This is a genomic window from Bacteroides sp. AM23-12 (assembly GCF_003434395.1).
Lineage (GTDB): Bacteria > Bacteroidota > Bacteroidia > Bacteroidales > Bacteroidaceae > Bacteroides > Bacteroides thetaiotaomicron.
Map to the genome: position 1 here is coordinate 76900 of NZ_QTLF01000002.1, position 19059 is coordinate 95958.

General features: G+C 41.0%; 28 protein-coding genes. 8 read left to right on the top strand and 20 right to left on the bottom strand.

Features of this window, described 5'->3' with window-relative positions:
* Position 1: 1 nt before the first annotated feature.
* From DW640_RS02465 to DW640_RS02535, 15 genes are all read right to left on the bottom strand, one after another.
* The gene (locus tag DW640_RS02465; RefSeq protein ID WP_005676593.1) at positions 2–376 is read right to left on the bottom strand and encodes a hypothetical protein; all 375 of its coding nucleotides are present in this window, start codon (positions 374–376) and stop codon (positions 2–4) included.
* A 159-nt stretch (positions 377–535) separates the two neighbouring features.
* Complete coding sequence (locus DW640_RS02470; protein WP_117577198.1) at positions 536–1153, bottom strand: DUF4494 domain-containing protein; 618 nt, start codon at positions 1151–1153, stop codon at positions 536–538.
* A 22-nt stretch (positions 1154–1175) separates the two neighbouring features.
* Positions 1176–1424, bottom strand: a complete 249-nt coding sequence (locus tag DW640_RS02475) for a hypothetical protein (protein WP_117577394.1) — start codon at positions 1422–1424, stop codon at positions 1176–1178.
* Positions 1425–1498: 74 nt separating this feature from the next.
* Positions 1499–1978 carry a HEAT repeat domain-containing protein gene (locus DW640_RS02480; RefSeq protein ID WP_117577200.1) on the bottom strand — a complete coding sequence of 160 codons (480 nt, stop codon included), beginning with the start codon at positions 1976–1978 and terminating at the stop codon, positions 1499–1501.
* 104 nt (positions 1979–2082) lie between these two features.
* Positions 2083–2400 (bottom strand): hypothetical protein, encoded by a 318-nt coding sequence (locus tag DW640_RS23450; RefSeq protein WP_147326372.1) that lies wholly within the window; start codon positions 2398–2400, stop codon positions 2083–2085.
* Positions 2397–3314 (bottom strand): DUF1351 domain-containing protein, encoded by a 918-nt coding sequence (locus DW640_RS02490; RefSeq protein ID WP_117577204.1) that lies wholly within the window; start codon positions 3312–3314, stop codon positions 2397–2399. The genes DW640_RS23450 and DW640_RS02490 overlap by 4 nt, the downstream gene beginning before the upstream one ends.
* Before the next feature lie 4 nt (positions 3315–3318).
* Positions 3319–3777 (bottom strand): hypothetical protein, encoded by a 459-nt coding sequence (locus tag DW640_RS02495; RefSeq protein WP_117577206.1) that lies wholly within the window; start codon positions 3775–3777, stop codon positions 3319–3321.
* Positions 3777–4463, bottom strand: a complete 687-nt coding sequence (locus DW640_RS02500; protein WP_117577208.1) for a lambda exonuclease family protein — start codon at positions 4461–4463, stop codon at positions 3777–3779. Before DW640_RS02500 ends, DW640_RS02495 begins: the two co-directional genes overlap by 1 nt.
* Positions 4463–5230 (bottom strand): phage recombination protein Bet, encoded by a 768-nt coding sequence (gene bet, locus DW640_RS02505; protein WP_117577210.1) that lies wholly within the window; start codon positions 5228–5230, stop codon positions 4463–4465. The genes DW640_RS02500 and bet overlap by 1 nt, the downstream gene beginning before the upstream one ends.
* Before the next feature lie 19 nt (positions 5231–5249).
* Positions 5250–5510 (bottom strand): hypothetical protein, encoded by a 261-nt coding sequence (locus DW640_RS02510; RefSeq protein ID WP_117577212.1) that lies wholly within the window; start codon positions 5508–5510, stop codon positions 5250–5252.
* Positions 5503–5682 carry a hypothetical protein gene (locus tag DW640_RS02515; protein ID WP_117577214.1) on the bottom strand — a complete coding sequence of 60 codons (180 nt, stop codon included), beginning with the start codon at positions 5680–5682 and terminating at the stop codon, positions 5503–5505. Before DW640_RS02515 ends, DW640_RS02510 begins: the two co-directional genes overlap by 8 nt.
* A gap of 201 nt (positions 5683–5883) precedes the next feature.
* Complete coding sequence (locus DW640_RS23510) at positions 5884–6048, bottom strand: hypothetical protein (RefSeq protein ID WP_158562582.1); 165 nt, start codon at positions 6046–6048, stop codon at positions 5884–5886.
* Between the two features lie 115 nt (positions 6049–6163).
* Positions 6164–6370 carry a hypothetical protein gene (locus tag DW640_RS02525; protein WP_117577216.1) on the bottom strand — a complete coding sequence of 69 codons (207 nt, stop codon included), beginning with the start codon at positions 6368–6370 and terminating at the stop codon, positions 6164–6166.
* A 5-nt stretch (positions 6371–6375) separates the two neighbouring features.
* Positions 6376–6930: a response regulator transcription factor gene (locus DW640_RS02530; RefSeq protein ID WP_117577218.1), complete on the bottom strand. Its 555-nt coding sequence runs from the start codon at positions 6928–6930 to the stop codon at positions 6376–6378.
* A 15-nt stretch (positions 6931–6945) separates the two neighbouring features.
* Positions 6946–7200, bottom strand: a complete 255-nt coding sequence (locus DW640_RS02535) for a hypothetical protein (protein ID WP_117577220.1) — start codon at positions 7198–7200, stop codon at positions 6946–6948.
* A 95-nt stretch (positions 7201–7295) separates the two neighbouring features.
* Here DW640_RS02535 and DW640_RS02540 point away from each other — a divergent pair, with 95 nt between their 5' ends.
* The 8 genes from DW640_RS02540 to xpt all read left to right on the top strand — a co-directional run bounded on the left by DW640_RS02540 (position 7296) and on the right by xpt (position 14539).
* The gene (locus DW640_RS02540) at positions 7296–7814 is read left to right on the top strand and encodes a helix-turn-helix domain-containing protein (protein WP_117577221.1); all 519 of its coding nucleotides are present in this window, start codon (positions 7296–7298) and stop codon (positions 7812–7814) included.
* A 1-nt stretch (position 7815) separates the two neighbouring features.
* Complete coding sequence (locus DW640_RS02545) at positions 7816–8076, top strand: hypothetical protein (protein WP_117577223.1); 261 nt, start codon at positions 7816–7818, stop codon at positions 8074–8076.
* Between the two features lie 193 nt (positions 8077–8269).
* On the top strand, positions 8270–9148 hold the full coding sequence (locus DW640_RS02550) for a DNA/RNA non-specific endonuclease (protein WP_016267842.1): 879 nt from the start codon (positions 8270–8272) through the stop codon (positions 9146–9148).
* Between the two features lie 104 nt (positions 9149–9252).
* A complete protein-coding gene (mltG, locus tag DW640_RS02555) occupies positions 9253–10290 on the top strand; it encodes an endolytic transglycosylase MltG (RefSeq protein ID WP_117577225.1) in 1038 nt (345 codons plus the stop codon).
* An 80-nt stretch (positions 10291–10370) separates the two neighbouring features.
* Positions 10371–11963 (top strand): thiamine pyrophosphate-dependent enzyme, encoded by a 1593-nt coding sequence (locus DW640_RS02560; RefSeq protein ID WP_008760707.1) that lies wholly within the window; start codon positions 10371–10373, stop codon positions 11961–11963.
* 3 nt (positions 11964–11966) lie between these two features.
* Positions 11967–12551, top strand: a complete 585-nt coding sequence (locus DW640_RS02565; protein WP_008760706.1) for an indolepyruvate oxidoreductase subunit beta — start codon at positions 11967–11969, stop codon at positions 12549–12551.
* 11 nt (positions 12552–12562) lie between these two features.
* A complete protein-coding gene (locus DW640_RS02570) occupies positions 12563–13870 on the top strand; it encodes a phenylacetate--CoA ligase (RefSeq protein ID WP_117577226.1) in 1308 nt (435 codons plus the stop codon).
* A gap of 96 nt (positions 13871–13966) precedes the next feature.
* Positions 13967–14539 carry a xanthine phosphoribosyltransferase gene (gene xpt / locus DW640_RS02575; protein ID WP_008760704.1) on the top strand — a complete coding sequence of 191 codons (573 nt, stop codon included), beginning with the start codon at positions 13967–13969 and terminating at the stop codon, positions 14537–14539.
* Here xpt and DW640_RS02580 read toward each other — a convergent pair.
* The 5 genes from DW640_RS02580 to thrS all read right to left on the bottom strand — a co-directional run bounded on the left by DW640_RS02580 (position 14533) and on the right by thrS (position 19000).
* Positions 14533–15303, bottom strand: a complete 771-nt coding sequence (locus DW640_RS02580) for an EFR1 family ferrodoxin (protein ID WP_011107264.1) — start codon at positions 15301–15303, stop codon at positions 14533–14535. The two genes, xpt and DW640_RS02580, sit on opposite strands and share 7 nt — an antisense overlap.
* Before the next feature lie 358 nt (positions 15304–15661).
* Entirely contained in the window at positions 15662–16012 is a 351-nt protein-coding gene (gene rplT, locus DW640_RS02585; protein WP_004297540.1) for a 50S ribosomal protein L20, read from the bottom strand.
* Between the two features lie 99 nt (positions 16013–16111).
* Positions 16112–16309 carry a 50S ribosomal protein L35 gene (gene rpmI / locus DW640_RS02590; RefSeq protein WP_004297539.1) on the bottom strand — a complete coding sequence of 66 codons (198 nt, stop codon included), beginning with the start codon at positions 16307–16309 and terminating at the stop codon, positions 16112–16114.
* A 73-nt stretch (positions 16310–16382) separates the two neighbouring features.
* Positions 16383–16988, bottom strand: coding sequence for a translation initiation factor IF-3 (gene infC, locus DW640_RS02595; RefSeq protein ID WP_062695168.1), 606 nt, complete (start codon positions 16986–16988; stop codon positions 16383–16385).
* A gap of 71 nt (positions 16989–17059) precedes the next feature.
* Positions 17060–19000 carry a threonine--tRNA ligase gene (gene thrS / locus DW640_RS02600; RefSeq protein WP_008766072.1) on the bottom strand — a complete coding sequence of 647 codons (1941 nt, stop codon included), beginning with the start codon at positions 18998–19000 and terminating at the stop codon, positions 17060–17062.
* Positions 19001–19059 lie beyond the last annotated feature (59 nt).

Genomic DNA, 19059 nt, shown 5'->3' on the forward strand with positions numbered 1-19059 from the left:
ATTATTTATTTCTAGACGCTTCCAAAACTGGAAGGTTTGTTTCCGTTGGTATGTATATCACAGTTTTATCATTCAGATTGCTTTGCTGACGCACCCACAAATATTGAATATATGCAGGGGTAATACTTCCATTCTCAATTTTAATCGCTTCGGCAGCACCTTTGGCGCGTTCGATTTCCGCTTGAGCGTTCAGCTTTTCAGCTTCCAGATTAGCTTTAGCTTCTTCAATCTTTATTTTACGGTTTTGTTCAGCTTTAGCAAATTCTGCCTTTCCAGACATTTCTTGTTGCCAAACGTTATAATAAGGGATGGCAACAAAACATCCTGCAACAATTGCGGCAAATATGATAGCCGCCAGAATTCCAAATTTATTCATAATTTCTAATATTGGGTTTTATAGAGCCTCCCAAGGCTCATTTCTGTATTGTAGTTAATTTGTAGTAGATAGCTTATCACATAGAGAGGAACAAATAACACACACCGTTCCTCTCTTTTAAACTAATCTTCAATTATCGCCCAATCTGGCAAATATTCTTCACTGTTGATCTCCTTCATTAGTATCTGATTTATTGTTAGGGATTACTTTTGTTTTACCACCAGTTTTATCAACAATAACCGGTTTGCCACCTACAGTGGTTTCGGTACATTGCCCTTCAGGGAACTTATTAATAAAGCGAACAACTTCTTTATCTTCTGTTGCGTTACTTTCTTCTTTGGCTTCATAAGGGAATACATCTACAATCGGAGTTTCGGATACCATGCCGATTTGATAATCCGCCATCGTTCCTTTCATGCCTTCATCCAGCTTCTTCACTGCGTCACGCAAGTCGGCAGCCTGAACCAGCACTTGGGTAGAAGTCTTTTTCTCTGCACCGCTTTTTTCGTCAAGGGTGATAAAGATAAGTTTGCACTTAAACCAGCGGTCGGCACTTTCCTCGTCGCTGGGGAAAAGTTCGCTATAGTTGGCACGTTTAATGTCCGATACTGTAAATTCTCCTGTTATAAATGGAGTCATCTCCTCGATAATACGTGCTTCTGCTTCTGTAAAGCTGAGTGCATCTACCAGATAAGGTTCAGTCACTTTCTTCTGCATTCCGTTTTCCATCGTTTTCTCGTAACGGATTTTGCACTCAAACCAAGTATGCATTGCCATAATTTAATCCTGCTTTTATTTATTAAAATTCCATTTTCTCTAGTTTCTCAATCTGCTTACGGAGAGAAGCAATTTTCTTTTTTCTCATATCCTCTGCTTTGTTCAGTGCTTCGGATTTATCGAGAAATGCATCCTTTCCTATGTAATAAAAAGAATATGCACTATCCCTTACATAGTTAGGAGAATCTTTGAAATTGGATTTATGAATTTCTGTTTCTACTTCCTTTATGCCCGATGTCAGGGCATATCTTGTTATAAATACTTTTGCCATAATATTCTTTTTTTTCTTATTTTGTACCAATCCTTGAATTTTCTTCAAGGATTGGCAAAGATTTATTGTTAAATTTATCTCCCAAACACTTCTTTAAACTTACGATCTAAAGCATCCAATATTCGCATCCTCACAGCAGGATCAGCGGAAAGATTATCAATTGAGTAAATCCTTGAAATCAACTGTTCGCGGGAACCACAGAAGCAACCACATGTATAAAATGGAGCAACATTGGGATAATTGTGTTTGTACCATAAGTGATTTGTACCCTTGATAGCCACATAGGTCTCTGTGATTATAAATTCTTCATCGGATGATGTATATCCAGGAGTGTTGGGATTGCCGGCGGCATTTCTGCGGACATCACAGTGGCTATCTTTCGACAACTTGATAAGGGTGTCGGCCGGAGTGTTGGGATTGCCGGCGGCACTGCTGCGGACATCACAGTCGCTATCTTTCGACAACTCGACAAGGGCGTCGGCCGGAGTGTTGGGATTGCCGGCGGCACTGCTGCGGACAGCCCAGTCGCTATTTAAAATTTCATCCTTTTCCATTGTATATTTTCTTTTTTAATTTTTTACTTAGTTTTTTAGCTTGTCTTGCTTTATCAAATTCGCAAGGCTTCTTACAATATTTATCAATTAACTCTGCACTCTTGTCAAGGAGCCGAATAATGGTCTGAACATCTGTTTTGCATACTTCCATTGCTTTTAAGTATATGTTTGCGAATCCAGGAAAAGCCACCATATAGCCATTTGTTTTGCTTACACAATAATAATCTATCACCTTTGGGATAAAATATAACCCATCCAAATCCTTTCTTAGACACAATAAATTCGAATCCAAAATCATTTCGCTGAATAACATCGTATCCTAAAGATTTGATAGCAGGAAGGATTGTATTAACAAATTGACTATAACGTTCTTCTCTTATCTGTTTTACAAATTGTCCGTATTCTTTTCCAGTTTCACTCATGCTAATTCTATTTTGTCAAAATCAATACCTTTTGCATTCATAAAATCACCAAGAGCAATGATGTTTTCACGAGTAGTGGTAACCTTGAATGCTCTCGTTAATAATTCAGATTGTTGCGATATGGATTGACTAAAAGGTACTTGTTCGTCAGCTTTTTGATTTGCCATTGAAAATGGATTGATCGGACGTGATTTGACTTGTTCTACTTCAACAACTTTACGAGCTTCTTCTGCTTGTTGCTTTTCTTGTTCCGCTTTAATCTTAGCTTCTTCCGCTGCCTTAGCTCGCTCTCGTTGTTCTTTAAGTCGGTTTGCGTATTGAATAGTAGAAGTGATATTGAGTGTATCCATGTAATAAGTACGGAGTACATCATAATCTTCACCAAAGCCTTTTAGCGTAGATAGCTCGTTTTCAACCTTAGCAAATATAACGTCAATATCAGAGCAAACAGACTTCATGCTTGCAGTCTTGTTTAGCCATTCCAGTTTGAACACCTTGTTAAAATCCACAAGATTGATGTTCATGCCATCAAAATAGGTTCTAATGTTTGCTTTCTTCTTTTCCTTATATTGCTGCTCGTTTTGTTTAACCACAGTGTCAATCTTAGCGGAGCATTCACCAATGAGTTTCACCGTTTCGTTTACTACCTCCTTGAATTCTCCAAAAGGTTTCATAAACTCCTTCTCTATTTCAAGGCGTTTGGAGTTGAGAGCTTTTGCAGCTTTGTTGAGAGAGGCTTTATCTCTCTTTGCCTGATCAATATTGTCATCCGTGTAGTTGGATATATCATACTTCGGCAAATTCGCCATTACAATATCTCGGATTTGCTTTGCATTGGTAGTAAGGCTACCTAACGTCTTTTCACTCACGACCAGTTCTAGGTCGCTTTCTTGAATTGCTAATTGTGTTTCCATTGCTCTATTTTTTATTTAGTTTATCAACAATACGTTCTATCACCTCTGCATTATCTACTGAAAGCCATTCCTTCGCGACATTCCAAGCTATACTTTTAGATGCTTTGAAATTGTCAATGCGTGTAGAATGATGCGACAAACGCCCTTCGGTAGGCTTCAATCCTTTGTCGTGAAGTTCACATAAACCATTATGGAAGAAAGAACAATAATCATCGCCCGATGCAATTTGGATCATAGGAACTGGGAAATCAATAACCCCCATTATCATTCCGGCTCCCCAAAGAGTGGGGAGTAACCGGTCTGAATAACCCGCATCTATCAATTTCTCAATATCTTGCGGGGTTCCTAAACAAGGAGTATGGCATTGCATTTTGCATAATGAACATTTGCATTCACATGGTTTTCTACCTGTTTTTCGTATAATACGCTGGAGTTGAGTTTCTTTTATCAATGAATCGCCCATTATTCTATATCCGCTATTTGGTTAATAATATCGTCCGCCATTCTAATACGCTTCTCCATTTCTGCAAAGACCTTTTCGTCTGGTAGTATACGAACAATGTGAATAGGATCTATTTGAAAAGGATTATATACAACAAAATCAGTCCAGTTTGCATTACAACACATCATGTGAGCCATACACTGATAAAAGTATTCATATTTTATTTGAAGCAAAGAGTCATTGTCGTATACTTCACTTTTATACTTCATGAAAGTATTTTGGGAAGGGCATTTTATCTCAATACATGCCCGTTCTCCCAATTCTTCATCATAAAAGAAGCCATCAGGACTACTTGCAAAGTTAGGGATAGTGGGGTGCTTACACGACCCCACTTCTACAATATGCCTTCCCGTTAACTTAGAATACAAATCACGTGCATTTGCCTCTTGCTCTGTTCCAAAACGCATAGCTTTACTTTCTACATTTACAGCAGATAAGTATTCTGTAAATGCAATATCATCATTTACTATTTCAGGATTCATAGCTCGCTCTGCCGCAACTTGAAAAATATAACTTTTAGCAGTATCACTAAATATGCCGTTTCTGCTGCTTTTCATAAGTAATCCGACATTTGAACCACTAATTTTGCCTATGCGTTGTCTAAACCATGAAAGAGAATGCTGACCGTTACCTTCTAATATTTCCATTATAATAATGTTTTTTGAACCGGTTTATTACTTGTATTATTTTGAGACTGATTTACCGGTTGTTCCGGTTTAGGTTGCTCTTCCACTCCTGCGGCCTTAGCAGCAATTTCTGCTATTTTTTTACCCTTATCTTCTTTGTCTGTGACATCTTCATATTCGGTAAATTTAACTTCTTGCTCTTCTTGTGTATACATTGCACCTAGTTGGGCCGGGAAAGCTTCACGCAATGCTTGGACTTTGGCTATCTTGGAAATCATAGTGGATTTTTTTTCATTCCATATAGATTGCTTTTTGTCATATTCGGAAAGATTAACTTTCGCTACAATCGGAAATTTGCGGTCAGATCGGTAAACTTCACACCATCCCCCTACAAGTACATCTGTCTTTTCATTATAAAAACAGCCTTCTACCTCTACAATCTGGTTATCTCTAATAATAATGATGCCCGCTTTGAAGCCTTCGTATTGTTCACTAGCGTCAGCACGTTTGAAAAACGCTTCCTTGCTGACAATCATCTGTGCCGGCTGTTGTCCGAACTTAACAAGAAATGCTTCGTTCAAGAATGGATTAAGCTGGTTGAATTTACAAATACTAATAAACTGAACAATATCTTGATCAGATACCTGCCCATTACCTTTAGTCAAATAGTTACGTACAATATCAAATGATAATGCCACGTCGTTACCTGCAACTTGATAAATGGTTTTGCCTTTACCAAACATTGCCAATGCATCATTTTCCTGTTTTGTTAATTTGTTTTCTTCCATTGCTCTAATATTTTAAAGTTTAACAATATCTCGCCAACCCCTGCATTAGACAAAGGTTAGTTCTCTCTTCTTCTAAGCTTTTCTCTGTATATCCTGATGAAATACCTGAAGAGTATAACTTTAGTCTTTTATTGATTTCTTTTTTGACATCAGATATATCCTCTTTGATAAGCTGGATTATTTCCTCTTTCCTTGAATATCCATATTCAGGAAGATATTCAAGGTTACTAGATTCCACCTTTTTCAACTCGGCTTCTAATTGCAGTAATTCATCATTCATGGAATTCTGATTTGAATGTTTCATACGTAACACCAATAGTGTCAAGTATTTCTCTTAATCTTTTGTTTTCTTTTTCCTTATTTTCAAGAAGACATTGCTCATACATTATTTTATATGTAAGTGAAGCCAAGTCTTCATGACTCATTGCTAATAATTCTTCTTTTGTTTTCATTGCCCTTATGTACGCTCTTATATGTACTTCACTTTTAGTTTTACATCGACCGGTTTGTCTTTCATTGAAGCAAAAGCATCGAGTATTTTGTTTTTCGTCAATCTGATAGCAATATCTATAATCTCCTTCTCCACAATTGTAAGATGTAGTTATCTTCCACTATACGTTATCAGGGTGATTTCCTGGATTACATACGGATATTTACTCATCTTCATGCTCAAACCTTTTATTATGCTTTTCGATATACACTGAGAAATATCCAAATAACCCAAATGAAATCCAAAATGAAATCTTATATGGATCTGCCAATACAACCATTGCAATAAATGACAAAACCCAAAGTGTTAATACAAATTCTTTTTTCATAACTAACTGATTATCTTTTAATTACAATGTAAAGTTACTTTATTTTTGACTTTAAAGCAAATTATAAACTTATAAAAATATTGTCTTTAACTTGATATAACTATTTGATTATCAGCTATTTTAAAGATGCATTTTTGATAACATCATAGGCATTGCAGTACCATCTTCCATTTTGACGATTAGAGGGTATCTTTTCAGCACGAATACCGCCCGAACCTATCAATTTGAACAAACGTCCTCTACTTCCTACTATTTCTTCAGCTTCACGTTGGCTAAAAGTTTTATCATTGAGAACTATCTTTAATACATCCTCATTCAACATTGTATCTAATCTTTAAAAAGGTTGTTCTTGTGCGCGTATTGAATAAACTCTGATTTTTCATGAATACCAAGTTTGATATACACTGACTTAATATGATTTTTTACAGTATGGGGGGAGAGATAGAGTTTTTCTGCAATATCTTCGTTATTAGCTCCTTCATATATCATTTTCATAACTCTCATTTCTGCATCTGATATACGACTGTAAAATTGGGGACAGCATATAATACCTTCGTACTTGCATTCTCCACGCATGGGACATTTTACACGTTCAAAATTGAATCCACCGTTTTTATCAATATCCCGGCTTGTGTTATCCAGTTCTCCAAAATTGCATTTGCAGAAACGTCTAACTATAAGGTATTGGAAATATGGGATATTCTGTGCGCTTTTTTGGTAACATTCCATCAGCGCCTTATATGCATCCGGGTAACATTCGCGTATACGATCCAATACACTTTTTATTAGTCCTATGTCTTTATCGGTCACAGGTTGGTTGCTTCCATCAGGGAACAGACACCAAAGTTCATCTTCAAATATGTAGAACTCTAAATCTTTCATTGCTCAATAGTTTTTTTATTCAGACCATAAATTATTGCGTGGAATTCCCGTGATTTCGGAAAGTACTGAGATATGTTCAGGATTGTTGGGTTTCATGCCGTAAATAACCCAATTTCTAGCAGTATTAAACGACACCCCTGTCCTCTTTGTTATCTCATTAATAAACTCCGTCTTGGGATGGACTGATTCCGGAAGATTTTTGTAATAGCCTTTTAGGGTCATTGTTTGACCTTCGTGCAGCAAATTGCTTGTTTTTAATCTATTTTCCATTATCTTTGTATTGTTATATATTATATCACATTGCAAATATATCTATTATAGATTAAATGCTACTATAAAACAGATATATTTAACTTATTTTAAACATGGAAAATAGATTAAAATATCTAAGAAAGTATCTGCGATTAACCCAGTCTCAATTTGCCGAAGTACTTTGTATGAAGCAAAATAGTTATTCACAGATAGAAAGTGGAAATGTATCTTTAACAGATAAGAACAAATATCTACTGGAAAACAAATACCATCTGACTCCTGGATGGTTAGATGGCAATGACGTAGACATGTTTGTCAAAGGAGACGCCATAGCTGGGATTATAGAAAAAAGCACTCCTATAACAAATAAGGAAAGACTAAGAGAGCAGATCTTAGATGAGCTTGTAGAACAGAGACTAGAATTACAGAATGACTCAGTTTCTATGAGCCGCGAAGTGTTTGAACAGATATCAAGATTAACTGAAACTGTTTTGTCACAGCAAAGAACAATCGAATCCATGCAGGAACAAAATAAAAAATTTCTTGCCCAGCAGGAAAATACTGCAAGATGTGTTCATGTAAGTGGGTCGGATATTTCAATGCAAGATACAAAGAACCAAAATATTAAATAAAATGGCAATAATATCAGAAGAAGGAATCGCTATAAGCAAGCGTTTCTTTGAAGCTATAGAAACCTTGAAAGCCCAAAAAAAAATACGAGGGCTTCAAACTTTCACTAGAAACAATAATTTGCATCGTTGGAATGTAAACTGTGTAAAATTCTATCCCGACAAACATATACTAAAGCCAGAGTGGATCGTTTATCTACATAAAGATTACAAAGTATCTGTCGAGTGGATTATTTTAGGAAAGGGAGAGATGTTTGACGAATAAATGTTCAAAAACTTATCTTCACCACATAATAGCGCTAAGTTATCATTTTTATTATCAGATTGTTATCCTATATTTTGGAGAAACATTCGTAACGCGTAGGTCGCCAGTTCAAGTCTGGCTAGCGGCTCTTGACAATAAAGCGCTAACTACAGAATAGTTAGCGCTTTTCTTATTAACCCCCAAAGCAAATCGCATGAAACGAGGTAAGAGCAGGAGATTATTTAAGAAAAAGAAGTCACATTCCAATCAAAGATTAGGGTGTATCATCGCTATCATCGTACTTATTCCCATTTGTTACGGGCTTTATCTGTATTATCAGCAATACAGTGTCCAGCACAGTAGCAAACCGCAGATAGAGACTTCCGTTTCCCTCCCCACTCCATCCGGCAAAGATTTAGAGATTCCCATTTCATTGATTCCCCGTCAGGAGCAGATCATTCGTCATAAAGGTTATACGGTTTCCTACAATAAAGATCTGAAGATTCCGAATTGGGTTTCTTACGAGCTGACCCGTCAGGAAACCAAAGGAAAAGAAAAGAGAGGTGACAACTTCATCGCCGATCCTTTAGTAAAAGGCGCCATTGCGACCAATGCGGATTATGCACGCTCAGGATATGACAAAGGACATATGGCACCAGCCGCCGACATGAAATGGAGTCCGGATGTCATGAAAGAATCCTTCTATTTCAGCAATATGTGTCCGCAGCATCCTCAACTGAACAGAAGAGGCTGGAAAAATCTGGAAGAAAAAATAAGAGACTGGGCGGTAGCCGATAGTGCCATCATCATCATATGCGGCCCTATCATCGACAAGCCGTCCAAGACCATCGGAAAAAATAAGGTGGCAGTGCCCGAACGATTCTTCAAAGTAATCCTCTCTCCTTTTGTCAAACCGGCTCGTGGCATCGGGTTCTTATTCAACAACAGACAGGCAGTAGAGCCCCTTTCCACCTATGCAGTATCAATTGACAGCATCGAGAAACTTACCCATATGGACTTCTTCTCTCCCCTGCCCGATGAAATAGAAAATGCAGTCGAAGCCAATGCCGATTATTACCAGTGGCCACGCTAATAGTTGACAAAATCAGCCGAATTTCAACTATTCACCGTTGAAAGGAATCGCTCCTATCCAAAATCTTCCTATCTTTGACGCAATTTTTAAAGTTACGTCACAAGATGAAAAAGAAAACAAGAAATATCTTATTATCCGTTCTGACCGGAGCTCTCCTTCTTTGCGCCATTGCCGGAGGAACAGTCTATTATTATCTCTTTGCTCCTCAGTTTCATCCCTCCAAAACCGTCTATGTATATGTAGACCGGGATGACACGGCAGATTCAATCTACAATAAGATCAGACAAACCGGTCATGTCAACAAATTCACCGGATTTCAATGGATGGCAAAATATAGAAAATTCGACCAGAATATACATACCGGACGTTATGCCATCCGCCCCAACGAAAACGTATACCATGTATTCAGCCGCTTCTTCAGAGGTTATCAGGAACCGATGAATCTCACTATCGGAAGCGTACGGACACTAGACCGGCTGGCGCGAAGCATCGGCAAGCAACTGATGATCGACTCCGCCGAAATAGCCCGCCAACTATTCGATTCCGCTTTTCAGGCCGAAATGGGGTATACGCCGGTCACCATGCCCTGTCTTTTCATCCCCGAGACCTATCAGGTATATTGGGATATGAGTGTCGACGACTTCTTCAAACGTATGCAGACAGAACAGAAACGATTCTGGAATGACGAACGTCTTGCCCAGGCAACCGCTATCGGCATGACACCGGAAGAAGTCTGCACCCTCGCCTCCATTGTTGAAGAAGAAACCAACAACAACGAAGAAAAGCCGATGGTAGCCGGACTATACATCAACCGCCTGCACACAGGTATGCCCCTGCAGGCAGACCCTACCATCAAGTTCGCTTTACAGGATTTCGGGCTGCGACGCATCACCAATGAGCATCTGAAAGTCAACTCGCCCTACAACACTTATATCAACAGCGGTTTACCTCCGGGACCTATCCGCATCCCCTCTAAAAAGGGCTTGGACAGTGTATTAAACTACACGAAACACAATTACATTTACATGTGTGCGAAAGAAGATTTTTCAGGTACTCACAATTTCGCATCCAATTATGCCGACCACATGGCAAATGCAAGAAAATATTGGAAAGCACTTAATGAAAGAAAGATTTTCAAGTAATTTTGTGATAAAACGAGCCAAAAAGGCTATCTTTGCCCGATATAATAACAAACTGTGATCAACACTAATAAAGGAAATATATGAGCAAGCAACTCTTACTTGGCGATGAAGCCATTGCACAAGCTGCACTGGATGCCGGACTTTCAGGTGTATATGCCTACCCCGGTACTCCTTCAACTGAGATTACTGAATATATCCAAATGGCGCCTATAACCACTGAGCAGAACATACATAATCGTTGGTGTGCCAACGAAAAAACTGCCATGGAAGCCGCACTGGGTATGTCATTTGTAGGCAAACGCGCCTTAGTGTGTATGAAGCATGTAGGCATGAATGTGGCTGCAGACTGTTTCGTCAATTCTGCCATCACGGGTGTGAAGGGAGGACTGATTGTGATAGCGGCAGACGACCCCAGCATGCACTCTTCACAGAATGAACAGGACAGCCGCTTCTACGGAGACTTCTCCCTGATACCGATGTACGAGCCCAGCAACCAACAGGAAGCATACGACATGGTATACAACGGATTCGAATTCTCTGAGAAAACAGGCGAACCGATCTTAATGCGTATGGTCACCCGCCTCGCACACTCCCGTTCCGGAGTAGAGCGCAAAGAGCAGAAGCCACAGAACAGCATTTCATTCAGTGAAGATCCCCGTCAGTTTATCCTGTTGCCGGGAAATGCCCGCAAACGCTATAAAGTATTGCTTGCCCGCCAGGACGAATTCATCAAAGCTTCCGAGGAATCTCCTTACAACAAATACATAGACGGCCCTAACAAAAAACTGGGAATCGTCGCTTGCGGTATCGGCTACAATTATCTGATGGAAAACTATCCGGAAGGTTGTGAATACCCGGTACTTAAGATCGGCCAGTATCCATTGCCTAAAAAGCAATTGCTGCAATTGGTTGAATCCTGCGACGAGATTCTGGTACTGGAAGACGGACAGCCATTCGTTGAAAAACATCTGAAAGGCTATCTGGGCATTGGTATCAAAGTAAAAGGACGTCTGGACGGCACACTGTCACAAGACGGAGAATTAAATCCGGACTCTGTAGCACGCGCGGTCGGCAAAGAAAACAAATCGGAATTCGGCGTCCCTTCTGTAGTCGAAATGCGTCCTCCCGCACTGTGTGAAGGATGCGGACACCGTGATATGTACGTCACACTGACAGAAGTACTCAAAGAAGAATATCCTTCCCATAAAGTATTCAGCGACATCGGTTGCTATACGCTGGGAGCCAACGCTCCGTTCAACGCCATCAATTCATGCGTAGACATGGGAGCTTCCATCACAATGGCAAAAGGTGCGGCCGACGGAGGTCTTCATCCGTCCGTAGCTGTAATCGGTGACTCTACATTTACTCACTCCGGAATGACAGGTTTGCTGGATTGCGTCAACGAAAATGCCAATGTCGTTATTGTCATTTCAGACAATGAGACAACAGCAATGACCGGTGGTCAGGACTCTGCGGGCACAGGACGTATTGAATCCATCTGTATCGGTTTAGGAGTCGACCCTGCTCATATCCGTGTCGTTGTTCCATTGAAGAAGAACCACGAGGAAATGAGACAGATCATACGCGAAGAAATCGAATACAATGGCGTATCCGTTATCATCCCGCGCAGAGAGTGTATTCAAACATTAGCACGCAAAAAAAGAAGTAAGTAAGCCATGAAAAAAGACATTATATTATCAGGAGTAGGTGGACAGGGTATTTTGTCCATCGCTACAGTTATTGGTAAAGCTGCTTTGAAAGAAGGACTTTACATGAAGCAAGCAGAAGTACACGGAATGAGCCAGCGTGGCGGAGACGTTCAGTCCAACCTCCGCATCAGCGACAAACCGATTGCTTCGGATCTGATACCATCCGGCAAATGCGACCTTATCATTTCGCTCGAACCGATGGAAGGTCTGCGCTATCTCCCCTATCTCAGTCCGGAAGGATGGCTGGTAACCAACGAAACTCCGTTTGTCAACATCCCCAATTATCCGGAAGAAGACAAAGTAATGGCTGAAATCAACAAATTGCCGCATAAGATCGTACTGAACGTGGATAAAGTAGCCAAAGAAGTAGGTTCTGCACGAGTTGCCAATATCGTTTTGCTGGGCGCAACCATTCCATTCCTCGGCATCGATTACGAGAAAGTACAAGACAGTATCCGCGAAATCTTCCTGCGCAAAGGAGAAGCTATTGTCGAAATGAATCTTAAAGCACTGGCTGCCGGCAAGGAAATTGCGGAAAAGCTAATGCAATAACTATCACAATCATGAGTACACAATACTGGGAAGAAGAAATTGAAATCATGAGTCGCGAGAAGTTGCAGGAACTGCAACTTCAGCGACTCAAAAAAACGATTAACATAGCCGCAAACTCACCTTATTACAAAGAGGTTTTCAGCAAAAACGGCATCACCGGAGATAGTATCCAATCACTGGACGACATCCGCAAAATTCCTTTCACCACTAAATCGGACATGCGTGCCAACTATCCCTTCGGGCTAGTGGCCGGCGACATGAAAAGAGACGGTGTACGTATCCACTCTTCCAGTGGAACTACAGGAAACCCTACAGTCATCGTACATTCACAACATGACCTCGACTCATGGGCAAATCTGGTAGCCCGTTGCCTTTACATGGTGGGGATCCGCAAGACAGATGTCTTCCAGAACAGCTCCGGATATGGAATGTTTACAGGTGGATTAGGTTTCCAATATGGTGCAGAACGCCTTGGCTGCCTTACCGTACCTGCCGCAGCCGGAAACAGTAAACGGCAAATTAAATTCATCAGTGACTTTAAGACTACCGCCTTACACGCCATCCCAAGCTACGCTATCCGTCTTGCCGAAGTATTTCAGGAAGAAGGTATCGACCCGAGAGAAACAACCCTGAAAACCTTGGTGATCGGCGCCGAACCGCATACTGACGAACAGCGCCGTAAAATAGAACGGATGATCAATGTGAAAGCATATAATAGTTTCGGTATGACGGAAATGAACGGCCCCGGTGTTGCCTTCGAATGCCAGGAGCAGAACGGAATGCACTTCTGGGAAGATTGCTATCTGGTAGAAATCATCGATCCTGAAACAGGAGAACCCGTTCCCGAAGGAGAAATCGGTGAATTGGTACTCACTACACTTGATCGTGAAATGATGCCGCTTATCCGCTACCGCACCCGCGACCTTACCCGTATACTACCCGGAAAATGTCCGTGCGGCCGCACCCATCTCCGCATCGACCGGATCAAGGGACGCAGCGACGATATGTTTATCATCAAGGGAGTCAACATCTTCCCCATGCAAGTCGAAAAGATTCTGGTTCAGTTCCCCGAATTAGGCAGCAATTATCTGATTACGCTGGAGACAGTCAACAATCAGGATGAGATGATCGTCGAAGTGGAATTAAGCGATCTTTCTACAGACAACTATATCGAACTGGAAAAGATCCGCAGAGATATTATCCGTCAATTAAAAGATGAAATACTGGTTACCCCGAAAGTAAAACTAGTAAAGAAAGGGTCTCTCCCGCAGAGCGAGGGAAAAGCCGTCAGAGTGAAGGACTTAAGAGACAACAAATAAATATTCAAATGCCCGATGTGCTAATATGCCAACCCAATACTGTATGATATCAGTAACAAATGGCATATTAGCACATTATTTAATTATCAGATTATAATGCAATTACTAAAAAAAAGAATTCTGCAGGACGGAAAATGCTACGAAGGAGGCATCCTTAAAGTAGATGGTTTTATCAATCACCAGATGGATCCTGTCCTGATGAAATCCATCGGAGTAGAATTTGTCCGCCGCTTTGCAGCCACAAACGTAAACAAGATCATGACTATAGAAGCAAGCGGTATCGCTCCTGCCATCATGACGGGCTATCTCATGGACTTACCGGTTGTATTCGCCAAAAAGAAATCACCCAAAACCATTCAGAACGCACTAAGCACTACCGTACACTCGTTCACCAAAGACCGTGATTATGAAGTAGTGATCAGTGCCGATTTTCTGACTCCAAATGACAATGTTCTTTTTGTTGATGATTTCCTTGCCTACGGAAATGCCGCATTAGGCATTCTCGACCTCATAGAGCAATCCGGAGCAAAATTGGTAGGCATGGGGTTCATTATCGAAAAAGCCTTCCAAAATGGACGTAAAATACTGGAAGAGAAAGGTGTCAGAGTAGAAAGCCTTGCCATAATCGAAGACTTATCCAACTGCTGTATTAAAATAAAAGATCAATAAGCTGAGTCGGGGTTAAAATAATGCCCCTTGCCTTTTGTCTTTTTACCATATTGCACCGCATGCTGAGGGCACACATGATAACATGCCAGGCAGGCGGTGCAATTCTTTCCCCAAACCGGTCTTCTTTCCTTCATCGTTATATTCCCTACCGGACAACTTTTTTCACAGCGCTTGCACCCGATGCACTCACTCGTTGCATGGAAAGGTTTGGGAGACATCTGATAACGAACAAATAACGGATTGATGATCCTCGTCTTGATAAAAGGCAAACTCCCCTCCTTGCATGCAAAGACAGTTTCTCTCCCGGTTATCAGTCTACTGACTTTTTCAAGAGCCGGAACCGCTTCTGCCAGTTTTTTCTTTTCCAGTTCCTTGCTATCCACATCAAATCCGAGGAACAACACATAGTTATTGGGCATAATTACAGAAAAGCCTGCATTACATCTCCATCCCCTCGCAGCCAATGCCTTTTCCATCACCTGCCGGGTCAGCCCCGTATCGTCTCCACACGAACACACAAAGAACAGATATTGCTGCTGATACCCCTTCAGAACCAGCTTCCGAATAAACTCCTGTACAATCACGGGAGGCGCCCACGAATAGACCGGAAAGACAAAACCGATCTTCTCATCCTCCCGCAAAGAGAACTCCCATGTGTCATTCTTCCATGCGTCCGGGATAAAAAACAAATCTTCCTGTTGTTCTTTAGAAAGCTGATTAGCAATCCATTTAGAGTTACCTGTACCTGAGAAATAAAATATCATAGAAGAGTATATAAAAAAGCCGCATCGACGATGTGATGAAACTCTGATAGAACAAGATTTGAGCGCTCGCCCTCTTTGTAATCCACCGGCTTAAAGCTGTCCCGAAGGATGTGGCCCGCCATTGAAGAACGAAGCTTTCTCGGTGCATCAGATTAATTTGAAGAGTTTCCCGATCCAGTCGATACGGCTAATATTTTTCTATCACAAATGTAATAAGATTCTCTGAGAATAGCAAGAAAAAGAAAGAATTTGTTCGTCCACTAACATTTTTTTTCATCCTTTCTCTCCGCCTAACAAAAGAAAAGTGCCAGTTATCGGATCGATAACTGACACTTTGTAAATCCTAAACTATTGAAACTTAAGCAGCTTTTGCTTTAGCAACTACAGCTTTGAAAGCTTCCGGATGATTCATAGCTAAATCAGCCAAAACCTTACGATTTATTTCAATACCGGCTTTGTGCAAACCGCCCATCAATTTAGAATAAGACATTCCTTCAAGACGTGCAGCAGCGTTGATACGTTGTATCCAAAGAGCGCGGAAGTTTCTTTTCTTATTTCTACGGTCACGGAACGCGTAAGTCAAACCCTTTTCCCAGGTGTTTTTTGCTACGGTCCATACATTTTTTCTTGCACCAAAGTAACCTCTGGTTAATTTCAAAATTTTCTTTCTTCTTGCTTTTGAAGCAACATGATTTACTGATCTTGGCATAGTTTTACTTTTTTTGAATGTTAGCGCCGTTACTTCACGCAACGAACTTCAGGCTAAAGCATTCGGTTAATACTTTAATAATACTTTGTACGCTTTTGATTACTTCATTGCTAAGAGTTCCTTAACCTGGCTTACATTTGTTGTATCAACAGTTGTAGAGTAGCACAGATTTCTTTTTCTCTTTTTCGATTTCTTAGTCAAAATGTGACTGTGAAAAGCGTGCTTTCTTTTGATTTTACCTGTTCCGGTAAGGGTAAACCTTTTTTTAGAACCGGAGTTAGTCTTCATCTTTGGCATCTTACTTGTTTTTAAAATTATTAAATATATAATGGTGACGCACTATACCTGCGCGCCACGCATTCATTCTTTTTTATTCTTCCTCGCCCGCTTCCGGCTTTTCAGCCTTCTGTCCCTGAGTTACCGGTTTGGAAGCCGCCGGTTTTTTAGGCATTTCCTTTTTCTTCGGAGAAAGCTGGATTGTCATACGCTTACCTTCAAGTACCGGCATCTGATCCACCTTTGCAAAATCTTCAAGATCGTTGGCAAAACGAAGCAATAACACTTCACCTTGTTCCTTGAAAAGGATGGAACGCCCCTTAAAGAATACATATGCCTTCACTTTATCCCCGTCTTCCAGGAATCCTCTGGCATGTTTCAGCTTAAAGTTGTAATCATGATCGTCAGTCTGCGGTCCGAAACGGATTTCCTTTACGTTCACTTTTACCTGCTTCGCTTTCTGCTCCTTCTGGCGTTTCTTTAATTGATAAAGAAATTTAGAGTAATCAATAATACGACAAACAGGAGGTTGAGCATTGGGGGAAATTTCAACTAGATCCAGCTCTTTCTCTTCAGCCATTTTCAAGGCCTGAAAGATAGGATATACTTTCGGTTCAATCTCGTCGCCCACGATGCGGACTTCTTTGGCACGAATCTGTTCATTGATTCTATATTGCCCTTTTAAAGTGTCATTCTTCATTAAAAACGTTTACTTCCTAGTTTGATTTTTTTATTGTTCTACTAAATATTTATCATGAAACGGCTGCAAAGTTACCATTTATTTATCATATTCTGAACTTCTTCGTTCAAAATTTTAGCAAATTCTTCATATTTCATGGTTCCTTTGTCGCCTTCCCCTTGTCTGCGAACAGAAACTTCACCATTTTCAGCTTCTTTTTCACCCACAATCAACATATAAGGAATGCGTTTCATTTCATTATCACGGATCTTGCGGCCGATCTTTTCATTACGATCATCCACAATAGCACGGATTTCATGCATTTTCAGATACATCTTCACTTGCTCTGCATACTCATTGAACTTTTCACTGATCGGCAGGATAGCTACCTGATCCGGAGTCAGCCACAACGGGAACTTACCGGCAGTGTGTTCGATCAATACAGCCACAAAACGTTCCATTGATCCGAATGGCGCACGGTGAATCATCACCGGACGGTGCTTCTGGTTGTCAGAGCCCATATATTCCAGTTCAAAACGTTCCGGCAAGTTATAGTCTACCTGAATGGTTCCCAACTGCCAACGGCGGCCGATGGCATCTTTCACCATAAAGTCGAGCTTGGGACCATAGAAAGCAGCTTCACCGTACTCAATCTTAGCCGGCAAGCCTTTTTCCTCACAAGCCTCGATAATCGCCTGTTCAGCTTTCTCCCAGTTGTCATCGCTACCGATGTATTTTTCACGGTTCACTTTATCACGGAGTGATATCTGAGCCTCGAAATTCTGGAAATTCATCGAACGGAACACGATAGAAATGATATCCATCACACGGAGGAACTCATCTTTCACCTGATCCGGACGACAGAAAATATGTGCGTCATCCTGAGTAAAGCTGCGTACACGAGTTAAACCGTGAAGCTCACCACTTTGTTCATAACGGCAAACCGTACCGAATTCTGCAATACGCAACGGAAGGTCCTTGTATGAACGCGGAAAATTCTTATATATCTCGCAGTGATGCGGACAGTTCATCGGTTTCAGGAAATACTCCTCTCCTTCTTCCGGAGTATGGATCGGCTGGAACGCATCCTTACCGTATTTTGCATAGTGACCGGAAGTCACATACAGCAACTTATTACCGATAGGCGGAGTAATTACTTCCTGATAGTCATAGCGGGTCTGGATACGACGCAAGAACTCTTGCAGACGCAAACGCAGTGCAGTACCTTTCGGCAACCACATCGGAAGTCCCTTACCTACTGTTTCAGAGAACATGAACAACTGCATTTCCTTACCGATCTTACGGTGGTCACGTTTCTTGGCTTCTTCCAGCAACACCAGATATTCATCCAGCATTTTCTTTTTCGGGAATGTGATACCATAGATACGGGTCAGCATCTTACGGTCTTCGTGACCGCGCCAGTAAGCACCGGCAACAGTTGTCAGCTTGATAGCCTTGATCGGCGCAGTCGTCATCAAGTGAGGACCACGGCAAAGGTCAGTAAACGCACCCTGGGTGTAGGTAGTAATATGTCCGTCTTCCAGTTCTGAGATCAATTCACATTTATACGTTTCGCCACGGTCGCCAAACATTTTCAGAGCGTCCGTCTTCGAAATACTTTCTCTGACTACCGCTTCTTTCTTTGCCGACAATTCAAGCATCTTTGCTTCGATGGCAGGCAGGTCACTTTCTTTAATCACAGCTTCTCCCGGATCCACATCATAGTAGAAACCGTTTTCGATAGCCGGTCCGATACCAAACTGGATACCCGGATAAAGTTCCTGCAAAGCTTCAGCCAGCAAGTGGGCGCTTGTGTGCCAAAATGCATGTTTGCCTTCTTCATCGTCCCATTTGTAAAGTACGAAATCAGCATCTTCATTAATAGGACGTCCTAAATCATAAGTCTCACCGTTCACGCCACATGCAAGTACATCCTGTGCCAAGCGCGAACTGATACTTTCTGCAATCTGTAAACCGTTCACTCCTTCGTTATACTCACGAACGGAGCCATCGGGAAATGTTATCTTTATCATAATATGATGATGTTATATTTTCATAATGAGAACGCAAAAGTAACGAAATCTTTTGAGTT